The organism is Saccharothrix sp. NBAS 001, assembly GCF_056640475.1.
This window is the reverse complement of sequence record NZ_CM153251.1, coordinates 1,931,013-1,945,322: the sequence shown is the minus strand read 5'-3', so window position 1 is coordinate 1,945,322 and position 14,310 is coordinate 1,931,013. Positions and strand designations below refer to the sequence as shown.

The 14,310-nt window shown below is 77.2% G+C and carries 1 protein-coding gene and 1 pseudogene; both read right to left on the bottom strand.

Annotation, left to right across the window (positions count from 1 at the left end):
• Positions 1 to 13: 13 nt before the first annotated feature.
• A pseudogene (locus AC0HI0_RS08415) lies at positions 14 to 6,016 on the bottom strand (SDR family NAD(P)-dependent oxidoreductase); the annotation flags it as partial.
• A complete protein-coding gene (locus AC0HI0_RS08410; RefSeq protein ID WP_480931710.1) occupies positions 6,006 to 14,291 on the bottom strand; it encodes a type I polyketide synthase in 8,286 nt (2,761 codons plus the stop codon). The gene AC0HI0_RS08410 and the pseudogene AC0HI0_RS08415, both read right to left, overlap by 11 nt.
• Positions 14,292 to 14,310: the final 19 nt, after the last annotated feature.

The window sequence follows — 14,310 nt, the reverse complement described above, 5'->3', positions numbered from 1 at the left end:
TCTCCCCGGCTGCTCAGCCGAGGGTGGTGATCCAGTCGCGCACCGCGCGCAGGGTCGTCTCGGCGTGCTCCTCCAGCACGGTGAAGTGGTCGCCGGGCACGTCGACCACCTCGTGCGGCAACGGCCAGGACGCCCGCCAGTCGTGCGGTCCGTCGGTGACCGTGCCGCGCAGCGGTTGCGCCGCGCGGAGGAGCAGGGTCCGGCCCCGGATCGGCCGCGGTGCCCAGTCCGCCAGGATGCGGCCGTAGCCGCCCATCGCGGTCAGGCTGGTGTCGCTCCACACCATCCGGTAGCGCTCGATCCGCTCAAGCATCCCGTCCAACATCGCCTGGAGCCACCAGTCCCGGAATCCGGGCAGCTTCGGGCTCTCGATGAGGTAGGAGTCGATCAGGACTTGACCCAGCGGCACGATTCCGTCAGCCTCCAGCGCGGCGGCGACGGCGTTGGCGATGCACCCGCCCATGGAGCGGCCGACGATCACGAACGGCGCGTCGCCCACCCACGCCTTGACGCTCTCGACGTGCATCCGGACGTAGGTGCCCTCGCTGTCGGGCAACGAGTCGGAGTCCCGGTAGCCGGGTGAGGGCACGACCAGCACGTCGCGTTCGCCGGCCATGCTGTGCCCGAAGCGGGCGTACTCGTGCGCGCCGGAGATCGCGCTGACGGCCGGGAACAGCACGAGCTTGACCCGTCCGGGGCCGGTGGCCAGCCGGATCGGTGGCACGACGTGGTCGGGGGTCTGCTCGGCGGTGAACGCGGTGCGCAGGTGGGAGGCGACCCCGATGATCTCGGCCGCCGCCGGGTACTGGCCGCTGCCCGCCAGCGCCCGGTAGAGCGTCGCGAGCGGGCCCTGCCGGTCGTCGGCGGCCGGGGCGGGCGGGGTGTCGGCGAGGTCGCCGAGCGCGGTGTCCAGGTGGGTGGCCAGCGAGGCCGGGTCGGGGTGGTCGAAGGTCGCGGTGGCGGGCAGGCGCAGGCCGGTGGCGGTGTCCAGGCGGTTGCGCAGTTCGACCGAGGTGAGCGAGTCCAGCCCGAGGTCGGCGAACGGGCGGTCCGGTTCGACCGCGTCGACCGCCGTGCCGAGCACGGCCGCCGCTTCGGCGCGGACCAGGTCGAGCAGGGTGGCGCGGCGGGCGTCCGGGTCCAGCGGCGCGAGGCGGGCGCGCAGGCCCGGCGCGTCGGCTGTGGTGCCGGCGGTGCGGCGGGTCGGTCGGACCAGGCCGCGCAGCACCGCCGGGACGGCCGCCGGGCGGGCCCGGACGGCGGCCAGGTCGAGCGGCGCGGGCACCAGGGTCGGCCGGTCCAGCCGGAGCGCGGCGTCGAGCAGCGCGGTGCCCTGCTCGTCGCCGATCAGCCGCAGGCCGGCGCGCGCGGAACGGGCCAGGTCGGTCTCGGTGAGGTGCCCGGTGGTGCCGCTCGGGGTCGCCCACTGGCCCCACGACAGCGAGGTGGCGGCCAGCCCGACGCTCGCCCGGTGCACGGCGAGGGCGTCGAGGAACGTGTTCGCGGCGGCGTACGCGCCCTGCCCCGGGCCGCCGAGCACGGCGGCGACCGAGGAGTACAGGACGAACGCGGCCAGGTCGACGTCCCGGGTGAGGTCGTGCAGGTGCCACGCGGCGTCGGCCTTCGGGGCCAGCACGGCGTCGACCTGTTCGGCGGTGAGGGTGTCCAGGGTGGCGTCCGCGACCACGCCCGCGGTGTGCACGATCGCGGTCAGCGGGTGGTCCTCGGGGATCGCGGCGAGGACGCCCGCCACGAAGTCCCGGTCGGCGACGTCGCCGGCGGCCGCGGTGACGTGCGCGCCCGCTTCGGCCAGCTCGGCGAGCAGCCCGGGTGCGCCGGGGGTGGCCGCGCCGCGCCGGCCGACCAGGACCAGGCGGCGCACGCCGTGCGCGCGGACCGCGTGCCGGGCGGCGATCGCGCCGAGCACGCCGAAGCCGCCGGTGATCAGCGCGGTGCCGGCCGGGTTCCAGGGCCGGCCGCCGGTCTCCGGCGCGGCGACGCGGGCGAGCCGGGGTACCAGGGTGCGGCCGGCGCGCACCGCGACCTGGGGTTCGCCCAGGCCCAGCACGGCCGGGTCGAACACGTCGTCGTCGCCGAGGTCGACCAGCGCCAGCCGGCCCGGCCGCTCGGACTGGGCGCTGCGCAGCAGGCCGAGCAGCGGCGCGGTGACGCCGTCGGGCAGGTCGCCGTCGATCGCGGTCAGGGCGTTGTGGGTGACGACGACCAGCAGCCGGTCGTGGTCGGCGGCGAGGCGGTCCCGTACCTGTCCGGCGATGTCGAGCAGGCGGGTCCGGACGGCGGCGGGCAGCGCGGTGCCGCCGGTCTTGGGTGCCCGGGGGACGTCGAGGACGTCGTGCGCGGGCACCGGGCCCGCCTCGCCGGCGTCGGTCCAGGTCAGTTCGAACAGGGTGTCCTGGTTGGCGGCGCGCGCGGCGGCCAGCCGGTCCTCGGTGATCAGCCGGGACCGCAGGGCGTCCACCGAGACGACGGGCGCGCCGGACGGGTCGACGGCGTGCAGCGCGAGTGCGTCCTCGCCGTCGAGGGTGAGCCGGACCCGCAGCGCCCGCGCGCCCGAGGCGTGCAGCCGCACGCCCTGGTAGGCGAACGGGAGCCGGTTGGTGCCGGGCGGGTTGGCGCCCAGGTCGTGGTGGGCGGGCACGTGCAGCGCGGCGTCGAACAGCGCGGGGTGCAGGCCGAAGTCGTCGGGCCGGGCGGTGTCGGGCAGTTCGAGTTCGGCGTAGAAGGTGTCGCCGGACCGCCACGCGGCCCGCACGCCCTGGAACACCGGGCCGTAGTGCAGTCCGGCCTCGTCCAGCTCGGGGTAGAGGTCGGCCACGTCGATCGGGTCGGCGGCGGGCGGCCAGGTCAGCTCGGGGTGGGCGGCCGGGGTGCGGGCGGTGAGCGTGCCGGTGGCGTGGGTGGTCCACTCGGCGGTGGTCTCCGCGTCGCCCGGCCGGGAGTGGACGGCGAACGTGCGGCGGTCGGTGCCGTCGGGTTCGTCCACCGAGACCTGCACCCGGACGGTCCCCCGCGCGGGCACGACCAGCGGTGTCGCGACGACCAGTTCCTCCACGGTGGTCGCGCCGACCTCGTCGCCCGCGCGCACGGCGAGTTCGAGCAGGGCGGTGCCGGGCAGGATCACGGTGCCCCGCACGGCGTGGTCGACCAGCCACGGGTGGGTGCGCGTGGAGAGCGCGCCGGTCAGCACGACCCCGCCGGAGGGCAGGCCGACCGCCGTGCCGAGCAGGGGGTGGGCGGCGGTCTCCGCGCCGGGCGGCCGGACGATGTCGGCGACCCAGTAGCGGTCGCGCTGGAACGCGTACGTGGGCAGGGCGACCGCGCGCGGGTCGTGCTCGGCGAACACCGCCGGCCAGTCGACGCGCGTGCCCTGGGCGTGCGCGAGGCCGAGCGCGGCCAGCGCGGTCGCGGTCTCCGGCCGGTCGCGGCGCAGCGCGGGCCGGGCCTGCACCGGCCGGTCGGCGAGGGTGTCGCGGACCAGGGCGGTGAGCACGCCGTCGGGGCCGAGTTCGAGGAACGTGCGCGCGCCCGCGTCCGCGAGGTGGGTGGCGACGTCGGCGAAGCGCACCGCGCCGCGCACGTGCCGCACCCAGTAGTCGGCGGTGGCGATCTCGGCGGGGTCGGCGACCGCGCCGGTCAGGTTGGACACCACGGGCACGGCCGGCGGGTGGTAGGCGAGCCCTTCCGCGACCGCGCGGAACGGTTCCAGCACCGGGTCGACCAGCGGCGAGTGGAAGGCGTGCGACACGGCGAGCCTGCGGGTGCGCCGGCCGAGCGCGGTGAACCGCGCGGCGGTGTGCTCGACGGCCTCGGCGACGCCGGAGATCACCACGGAGGCGGGTCCGTTGACAGCGGCCACGCCGATCTCGTGCTCACGGCCGGCGAGCAGCGGCAGCACCTCGTCCTCGCGGGCCTCCACGGCGACCATGGCCCCGCCGGCGGGCAGCGCGGCCATGAGCCGGGCGCGCGCGGCGACCAGGGCGGCGGCGTCGGGCAGCGAGAGCACGCCGGCGACGTGCGCGGCGGCGATCTCGCCGACCGAGTGCCCGGTGACGTAGTCGGGCTTGAGGCCCCACGACTCGAACAGCCGGTAGAGCGCGACCTCGACGGCGAACAGCGCGGGCTGGGTGTTGCCGGTGTCGTCCAGTTCGCCGTTGTCGGTCTCCGCGAACAGGACGTCGCGCAGCGAACGGGTCCCGTCGCCTTGTTTGTCCACTTCGGACACCACGGCGTCGAGGGCGGCGGCGAACTCCGGGTAGGTCGCGTACAGCTCGCGGCCCATGCCGAACCGCTGCGCGCCCTGCCCGGTGAACAGCACGGCGAGACCGCCGCCGGGCGTCCCGGTCACCACGTCGGCGGCCTGGCCGTCGCGGGCCAGCACGTCGAGCCCGGCGAGCAGCGCGTCCCGGTCGGCGGCGACCACGACCCCGCGCCGGGGCAGCACGGCGCGCGTGGTGGCCAGCGCGAACCCGAGGTCGGCGAGCCGCTGCCCGGGGTGCTCCCCGACGTGGCGGGCGAGGGTGGCGGCCTGCGCGGCGAGGCCGGCGGACGTGCGGGCGGACAGCACCACCGGCACCGGTCCGGTGCTCTGCCCCGGCTCGGGCGGCGCTTCGGTCGCCGGGGCCTGTTCCACGATGACGTGCGCGTTGGTCCCGCTGACCCCGAACGAGGAGATGCCCGCGCGGCGCGGACGGCCGGTCTCCGGCCACGGCCGGGCCTCGGTCAGCAGCCGGACGGTGCCCGCCGACCAGTCGACGTGCGGGGTGGGTTCCTCGGCGTGCAGGGTCCGGGGCAGCACGCCGTGCTTGAGCGCGCCGAGCAGCTTGACGATGCCCGCGACGCCGGCGGCGGCCTGGGTGTGGCCGATGTTGGACTTCAGCGAGCCCAGCCACAGCGGCCGGTCCCCGGGGCGGTCCGGGCCGTAGGCGGCGATGATCGCGCCGGCCTCGATCGGGTCGCCGAGCACGGTGCCGGTGCCGTGCGCCTCCACCACGTCGACGTCGGCGGGCGCGAGCCGGGCGGCGGCGAGCGCGGCCCGGATCACCCGCTGCTGCGCGCCGCCGTTGGGGGCGGTGAGCCCGTTGGACGCGCCGTCCTGGTTGACCGCCGTGCCGCGCACGACGGCCAGCACCTCGCGGCCGGCGCGCTGCGCGTCGGACAGCCGTTCCACCAGCAGCCAGCCGACGCCCTCGGCCCAGCCGGTCCCGTCGGCGGACGCCGAGAACGCCTTGCACCGGCCGTCCGGGGACAGCCCGCGCTGCCGGGAGAACTCCACGAACCCGAACGGGGTGGCCATCAGCGACGCCGCGCCGACCAGCGCGAGGTCGGACTCCCCCGCCCGCAGCGACTGCACGGCCAGGTGCAGCGCCACCAACGACGAGGAGCACGCGGTGTCGACCGTGACCGCCGGGCCCTCGAACCCGAACGTGTAGGCGACCCGGCCGGACGCGACGCTGCGCAGCGTGTTGGTGCCCAGGTAGCCCTCGACCTCGGCCGGGGTGGCGGCGCGCGGCACGTAGTCCTCGCCGGCGATGCCGACGTACACGGCCGTGCGGGAGCCGCGCAGCGCGGCCGGGTCGAGCCCGGCGCGTTCCAGCACCTCCCAGGAGGTTTCCAGCAGCAGCCGGTGCTGCGGGTCGGTGGCCAGCGCCTCGCGCGGCGAGATGCCGAAGAACTCGGCGTCGAAGTCCGGCACGCCGTCGATGAACCCGCCGTGCCGGGTGGTGGACGTGCCGGGGGCGTCCGGGTCCGGGTCGTACACGCCGTCGAGGTCCCAGCCCCGGTCGGCGGGGAACCCGGTGATCGCGTCGGTGCCGGCCGCGACCAAGTCCCAGAGCTGCTCCGGGGAGCGCACGCCGCCGGGCAGCCGGCAGGACGCGGCGGTGATCGCGATCGGCTCGCGCCTGCTCGACTCCAGTTCGCGCACCCGCTGCTGCGCCCGCTGGGAGTCCGCGAGCGCCCGCTTGAGGTACTCGCGGAGCTTCTCGTCACTCGCCATGGTCGACCCGCTCCTCGGTGTTGTTGTCCATGAACGCGAACAGCTCGTCGTCGGTGGCGGCGGCCAGGTCGATGCCCTCGACGGCGGGCCCGCCCAGCCGGTCGACCAGGGCGCGCAGCCGGTTCGCCAGCTCCGGGTGGTCGCCGGCGGCGAACACCGCCTCCAGGTAGTCGACCGACGCGTCCGCGCTGGGGAACCGGTCGACCTCGCCGCCGCCCAGCTCGGACACCAGGTACCCGGCGATGTCGGCCGGGGTCGGGTGGTCGAACACCAGCGTGGTGGGCAGCGCCAGGCCGGTCGCCGCGCCGAGCCGGTTGCGCAGGTCGACGGCGGTCAGCGAGTCCATGCCCAGCTCGCGGAACGGCTTGGCGTCGTCCAGGCCGGCCGGGTCGGCGTGGCCGAGCACGGTCGCGGTCTCGGCGCGCACCAGGTCGAGCACGGCGGCGGCCCGCTCGTCCGGGGTCAGGCCGGCGAGCCCGCGCACCAGCCGGGTCCCGGCCTCCGGGTCGGCGGTGGGCAGGTCGGCCCGTGCGCGCCCGTCGGCGGCGGCCTGGGTCAGCCAGTACCGCGCCCGCTGGAACGGGTAGGTCGGCAGCGCGGCGCGCCCGGACCCGGTCACCGCGGCCCAGTCGACGGCGACGCCGCGCACCCACAGCTCGGCCGCCGAGCGGCGGAACCGGTCGAGCCCGCCCTCGTCGCGGCGCAGCGACCCGGCCACGACCGGCGCGACCGCCGCGACGGCCTCCAGGGTGTCCTGCACGCTCGCGGTGAGCAGCGGGTGCGGGCTGATCTCCACGAACACCTCGTGGCCCGCCGCCGCGAGGCCGCGCACGGCCTCCTCCAGCCGCACGGTCCGCCGCAGGTTCGCGTACCAGTACTCGGCGTCCAGCCCGGAGGTGTCGATCCAGTCGGCGATGACGGTGGAGTACAGCGGGACGGTCCCGGCGCGCGGCGCGATGCCGGCCAGGGCGGCGAGGATCTCCGCCCGGATCGGCTCGACGTGCGCGGAGTGCGAGGCGTAGTCGACGGCGATGGTGCGGGCACGCAGGCCCTCCTCGGTCGCGGCGGCCACGATCTCGGCGAGCGCGGCCGGCTCCCCGGCTATCACCGCGGCGGACGGGCCGTTGAGCGCGGCCACCGACACGCGGTCGCCGTAGGGCGCGATCCGCTCGGCCACCTGCTCGACCGGCAGCGCCAGCGACGCCATGCCGCCCTGCCCGGACAACGCCGTGATGGCCTTGCTGCGCAGCACGACCACCCGCGCACCGTCCACGAGGGACAGTGCGCCGGCGACGGTCGCGGCGGCGATCTCGCCCTGGCTGTGCCCGACGACCGCGTCCGGGGTGACGCCGTGCTCCTGCCACAGCGCGGCCAGCGACACCATCACCGCCCACAGCAGCGGCTGCACGACGTCCACCCGGTCCAGGCCCGGCGCGCCGCGCAGCACGTCGACCGGCGACCAGTCGACCAGCGGGGCCAGGGCGGCGGCGCACTCGGCGAACCGGGCGGCGAAGGCGGGCGCGGTGTCCAGCAGGTCCACGCCCATGCCCACCCACTGCGAGCCCTGGCCGGGGAAGACGAACACGGTCCGCCCCGGGCCGCCGGCGGTGCCGGTGACCAGGTTCGGCGCGGACCGGCCCGAGGACAGCGCGGCCAGGCCGGCCGCGTGGTCGCCGAGCACGACGGCCCGTTCGGCGAACGCCGTGCGGCCGGGCAACGCCGCTGCGACCGACGCCGCCGGGGTGTCCAGCGCGGCCAGCGCCCCGCCCCACGCGGCGAGCGCGTCCGGGGTGCGGGCGGAGAGCACCCACGGCAGCGCGGGGTCGGGCCGGCCGGGCTCGGCCGGGTCGGGCGCGGGGTCGCCCTCCTCGATGATGACGTGCGCGTTGGTGCCGCTGACGCCGAAGGACGACACCCCGGCGCGGCGCGGGCGGCCGGTCGCGGGCCACGGGCGCGCCTCGGTGAGCAGTTCGACCGAGCCCGCGGACCAGTCGACGTGCGGGCTGGGCTCGTCCACGTGCAGGGTCTTGGGCAGCAGGTCGTGCCGCAGCGCCTGGAGCACCTTGATGATCCCCGCCGCGCCCGCCGCCGCCTGGGTGTGCCCGATGTTGGACTTGAGCGACCCCAGGTAGAGCGGGTCCCCGGTGCGGTCGCGGCCGTAGGTGGCGATCAGCGCCTGCGCCTCGATCGGGTCGCCGAGGGTGGTGCCGGTGCCGTGGCCCTCGACCACGTCCACGTCGGACGGGGTCAGGCCGGCGTTGGCCAGCGCCTGCCGGATCACCCGCTGCTGGGCGGGCCCGTTGGGCGCGGTGAGGCCGTTGGACGCGCCGTCCTGGTTCACCGCCGTGCCGCGCACGATCCCGAGCACCCGGTGGCCGTTGCGGCGGGCGTCGGAGAGCCGTTCGACCAGCAGCAGGCCGACGCCCTCGGCCCAGCCGGTCCCGTCGGCGGCGCCCGCGTACGCCTTGCACCGGCCGTCCACCGAGAGCCCGCGCTGCCGGGAGAACTCCACGAACACCGAGGGCGTCGACATGACCGCGACACCGCCCGCGAGCGCGAGGTCCGACTCGCCCGACCGCAGCGACTGCACGGCCAGGTGCAGGGCGACCAGCGACGACGAGCACGCCGTGTCGACGGTGACGGCCGGTCCCTCGAAGCCGAACGTGTAGGCGATCCGGCCGGACGCGACGCTGCCCGCCGAGCCGTTGGCCACGAACCCCTCCAGGTTCGCGGGCGCCTGGCCGACGCGCGGCGCGTAGTCCTGGTACATCACGCCCGCGAACACCCCGGTCCGGGAGCCGCGCAGCGAGGCCGGGTCGATGCCCGCGCCCTCCACGGCCTCCCACGCGGTCTCCAGCAGCAGCCGCTGCTGGGGGTCGGTGGCCAGCGCTTCGCGCGGGGAGATGCCGAAGAACTCGGCGTCGAACTCGCCCGCGTCGTGCAGGAAGCCGCCGTGCCGGGTGTAGGACGTGCCCGCCTGGTCCGGGTCGGGGTCGTAGAGGGCGTCGAGGTCCCAGCCCCGGTTGTCCGGGAACCCGGTGACCGCGTCCCGGCCGTCGCGCACCAGCTCCCACAGGTCGTCGGCCGACGCGACGCCGCCGGGCAGCCGGCACGCCACGCCGACGATCGCGACCGGCTCGTCCACCCGCACCGGCCGGGCGGCCGGTGCGGCCACCGGTTCGTCGGCGGGCACCAGCTCGGCCAGCAGGTGCTCGACCAGGTCGGCCGCCGTGGGGTGGTCGAACGCGAGGGTCGCGGGCAGCCGCAGCCCGGTCGCCGCGCCCAGCCGGTTGCGCAGCTCGACCGACGTCAGCGAGTCCAGTCCGAGGTCGCGGAACGCCTTCACCGCGCCGATCGCGGACGGCGCGGCACCCAGCACCGCGGCCACCTCGGCGCGCACCAGGTCCAGCAGCGCGGCCGACCGGGCGGCCCGGTCGAGGCCCGCGAGGCGTTCGGCGAGCGGCCGGGTGGCCGGGTCGGTCGCGGCGGCCCGGCGGACCGGGCGGACCAGCCCGCGCAGCAGCGGCGGCACGGTGCCGGCGCGGCGCACGGCCGCCAGGTCGAGCGGCGCGGGGACCGCGAGGGCGTCGCCGAGCCGGGCGGCGGCGTCGAACAGGGCCAGGCCGGCGGCGGTGTCGATGCGGCGGACGCCCGCGCGGGCGTTGCGGGCGTGGTCGGCGGCGGTGAGGTGGCCGCTGATCCCGCTCTCCCGCTCCCACATGCCCCACGCCAGCGACTGCGCGGGCAGGCCGAGGCCGACCCGGTGCGCGGCGAGGGCGTCGAGGAAGGTGTTCGCGGCGGCGTACGCGCCCTGCCCGCCGCTGCCGAACACCCCGGCGATCGAGGAGAACAGCACGAACGCGGCCAGGTCGCCGGTCAGCTCGTGCAGGTGCCAGGCCGCGTCCACCTTGGGCCGCAGCACGGCGGCGGCCCGTTCCGGGGTGAGCGAGGCGATCACGCCGTCGTCCACCACGCCCGCCGTGTGCAGCACGGCGGTGAGCGGGTGTTCGGCGGGGATCGCGGCGAGCACGTCGGCGAGCGCGGCCCGGTCGGCGGCGTCGACCGCCGCGACGGTGACCCGCGCGCCCAGCGCGGTCAGCTCCGCCACCAGCTCGGCCGCGCCGGGCGTGTCCGCGCCCCGCCGGCCGAGCAGCAGCAGGTGCCGGGCCCCGCGCGCGGCCACGGCGTGCCGGGCGAACTCCGCGCCGAGCGCGCCGAGGCCACCGGTGATCAGGACGGTTCCCTCCGGGTCCCACGGCCGGGCGGGCGCGTCCGGGGCGACCCGGGCCAGGCGCGGCGCGGACACCTGTCCGGCGCGGACCCGGAGCAGCGGTTCGTCGCCGAACTCCGGGATCACCTCGGAATCGGTGTCCAGCAGCACGATCCGGCCCGGCTGCTCGGTCTGCGCGGCCCGCACCAGGCCGGGCACGGGGGCGTGCGCGAGACCGTCGCGGACGCGGACCACCAGCGTCCGCTCCTCGTCGCCCGCCAGGTGGTCGCGCAGGCCGGCCAGCACGGCGGCGGTCGAGGTGTGGGCGTCGGCGACGACGTCCCCGGTCGGCTCGGGGGCGTCGAGGACGACCACCCGGGCGCCGGTCGGGGTGACCGGGCCGAGCGGCGTCCAGTCGACGGCGAACAGCGCGTCGCCCGATCCGGCGTCCGCTGCCCCGGTGCCCAGCCCGCCGGCGTCGACCAGCCGGGTGCGCAGGCTCTCCACCTCGACCACCGGGTTGCCCTGCGGGTCGGTGGCCAGCACGGCGATCTCGTCGCCGTCGGTCCTGAGCCGGACCCGCAGGGCGGTCGCCCCGGTGGCGTGCACGCGGACCCCGCGCCACGCGAACGGCAGCCGGTTGCGGCCGGGCGGGGTGGTCGCGAGCGTGTCGTGCGCGGCGGGGTGCAGGGCGGCGTCGAGCAGGGCCGGGTGCACGCCGAACCCGGCCACGTCGTCCGCGCCGACCTCGGCGTAGAGGGTGCTGCCGTCCTTCCACAGCGCCCGGACGCCCTGGAACACCGGCCCGTAGGCCAACCCGGCGTCGGCCAGGGCCGGGTAGAACCCGGCGGTGTCGACGGGTTCGGCGGCGGGCGGCCACACGTCGAGCCGCTCGGGCGCGGCACCGGTCGCGGGCGTGAGCCGGCCCTGCGCGTGGCGGGTCCAGTCGCTGTCGCCCTCGGGGCGGGAGTGCACCGACACGGCCCGGCCGCCACGCGCGTCCGGCGCGCCGACGGCCACCTGCACCTGCACGGCCCGCTCCCCCAGCGGCAGCGGGGCTTCGATCACCAGCTCGTCCAGCAGGTCCGCGCCGACCTCGTCGCCCGCGCGGATCGCCAGCTCCACGAACGCGGTGCCGGGCACCAGGACGGTCGTGCCCACGGCGTGGTCGGCCAGCCAGGGCCGGGTGCGCAGCGCGAGCCGGCCGGTCAGCAGCAGGCCGCCGTCGTCGGCGAGCGCGACGGCCGCGCCGAGCAGCGGGTGGTCGGTCGGGGCGAGCCCGAACCCGGCGGCGTCGGCCGGCACGGCGTCCGGGTCGAGCCAGAACCGCTCCCGCTGGAACGCGTAGGTCGGCAGGTCGGCGCGGCCCGCGCCGGGGAACACCGCCGGCCAGTCCACGCCGAGGCCGCGCACGTGCGCGGTGGCCAGCGCGGTCGCCACGGCCACCGGCTCCGGCCGGTCGCCGCGCAGCGCGGGCACCAGCACGGCCTCCGGCGCGCTGTCGGCGGCCAGCGCGGTGAGCACCGCGTCCGGCCCGACCTCGACGAACGTGTCCACGCCCGCCGACACCAGGTGGGCGACCGCGTCGGCGAAGCGCACCGCGCGCCGGGCGTGCCGCACCCAGTAGTCCGGGTCGCCGAGTTCGCCCGACACCGGGCCGCCGGTCACCGCCGACACGACCGGGATCACCGGCGCGGCGGCGTCCACCTGCGCGAGCACCGCGCGGAACTCCGCGAGCACGGGTTCCACCAGCGGAGAGTGGAAGGCGTGCGACACGGTGAGGCGCTTGGTCCTGCGCCCCGACGCGGCCACCCGCGCGGCCACCGCGAGCACCGCGTCCTCGGCACCCGAGACGACCACGGCCTCCGGGCCGTTGACCGCCGCCACGTCCACCTCGGGCAGGCCGTCCAGCAGCGCCCGGACGGTGGTCTCGTCGGCCGCCAGCGCGACCATCGCGCCGCCGGCCGGGAGCGACCGCATCAGCCGGCCCCGGGCCGCGACGACCTTCGCCGCGTCGGCGAGCGACCACACGCCCGCGACGTGCGCGGCGGCCAACTCGCCGATCGAGTGGCCGGTGACGAAGTCCGGCCGCACGCCCCACGACTCCAGCAGCCGGTAGAGCGCGACCTCGACCGCGAACACCCCGGCTTGGGTGTACATCGTGTCGTCCAGCGAGCCCTCGCCGGTCCCGAACACCACCTCGGCGACGCTCGTGCCCGACGCCGGGCCCAACTCCCGGTCCAGCTCGGCGATCGCGGCGTCGAACGCCCGCGCGAACACCGGGTACGTCGCGTGCAGCTCACGGCCCATGCCGACGCGTTGCGCGCCCTGCCCGGTGAACAGGAACGCCGACGCGCCCCCGGCGGTGCCGCGCACGACGGCGTTCGACGGCTCGCCGGCGGCCAGCGCCCGCAGCCCCTCGTCCAGCGCGGCCCGGTCGACGCCGAGCACCACGGCCCGTTCGGCGAGCAGCGCCCGCCCGGTCAGCGCGAAGCCGACGTCGACGGGCTCGCCGGCCACCCCGGCGAGCCGTTGTGCCTGCGCGGCCAACGCTTCCGGTGTGTGCCCAGACACCGCCCACGGCACGACCTGCGGTCGCACGGCGACGACCTCGCGGTCGGGGACCTCGGGACTCCCGGGCGCTTCGGAGGTTTCGACGGCGGGGTTTTCGACAGCGGGGGTTTCGACGGCGGGGGCTTCCTCCACGATGACGTGCGCGTTGGTGCCGCTGACCCCGAACGCGGACACCCCGGCCCGGCGCGGGGCGTCGCCGGCCAGCCACGGCCGGTCCTGCTCCAGCACCCGGACCGCGCCGCCGGACCAGTCCACGTGCGAGGTGGGCCGGTCGACGTGCAGCGTGCGCGGCAGCACGCCGTGCCGCAGCGCCTCGACCACCTTGATGATCCCGGCGACCCCGGCCGCCGCCTGGGTGTGCCCGATGTTGGACTTCACCGACCCCAGCCACAGCGGCCGGCCCGCGGCCCGGCCGCGCCCGTACGCCGAGAGCAGGGCGTTCGCCTCGATCGGGTCGCCGAGCCGGGTGCCGGTGCCGTGCGCCTCCACGACGTCCACATCGGACGGTTCCAGCCGGGCGTCGGCCAGCGCGGCCCGGATCACGCGCTCCTGGGACGGCCCGTTGGGCGCGGTCAGGCCGTTGGACGCGCCGTCCTGGTTGACCGCGCTGCCGCGCACGACGGCGAGCACCCGGTGTCCGTTGCGCACCGCGTCCGACAGCCGCTCCAGCAGCAGCACGCCGACGCCCTCGCCCCAGCCGGTGCCGTCGGCGGCGTCGGCGAACGGCTTGCACCGGCCGTCGACCGAGAGGCCGCGCTGCCGGGAGAACTCCACGAACGACGACGGCGACGCCATCACCGTCACGCCGCCCGCCAGCGCGAGCGACGATTCGCCCGAGCGCAGCGACTTCGCCGCCAGGTGCAGCGCGACCAGCGACGACGAGCACGCGGTGTCGACGGTGATCGCCGGGCCCTCGAAGCCGAACGTGTAGGCGATCCGGCCCGACGCCACGCTGGCGGCGGTGCCGACCGAGAGGTACCCCTCCACGGCCGCCGGGGTGGTGGGCAGCCGGGCCGCGTAGTCCTGCCCGTTCACGCCGACGAACACCCCGACGTCGTTGCCGCGCAACGCGTCCGGGTCCAGGCCCGCCCGCTCGACCGCCTCCCACGACGTCTCCAGCAGCAGCCGGTGCTGCGGGTCGGTGGCCAGCGCCTCGCGCGGCGAGATGCCGAAGAACTCCGCGTCGAAGTCGGCGACCCGGTCCAGGAACGCCCCGTGCCGGGTGTGCGACGTGCCGGGCCGGTCCAGGTCGTCGTGGTGCAGGCCGGCCAGGTCCCAGCCCCGGTCGCCGGGGAACGGGCCGACCGCGTCACCGCCCGCCGCGACCAGCCGCCACAGGTCCTCCGGGGTGTCCACGCCGCCGGGGAACCGGCAGGCGGTGCCGATGATCGCGATCGGCTCGTGCCGGACCGCGTGGAGCCGGTCGCGGGTCCCGGTCAGTTCGGCGGTCACCTTCAGCAGGAGCTGCCGGATCCGGTCGTCGCTGCTCATCTAGTCGTGCCTTTCGCTA

What these genes read in the sequence shown, in the direction of transcription:
- AC0HI0_RS08410 (WP_480931710.1), bottom strand. Translation starts at nt 14,291, where the DNA reads ATGAGCAGCGACGACCGGATCCGGCAGCTCCTGCTGAAGGTGACCGCC.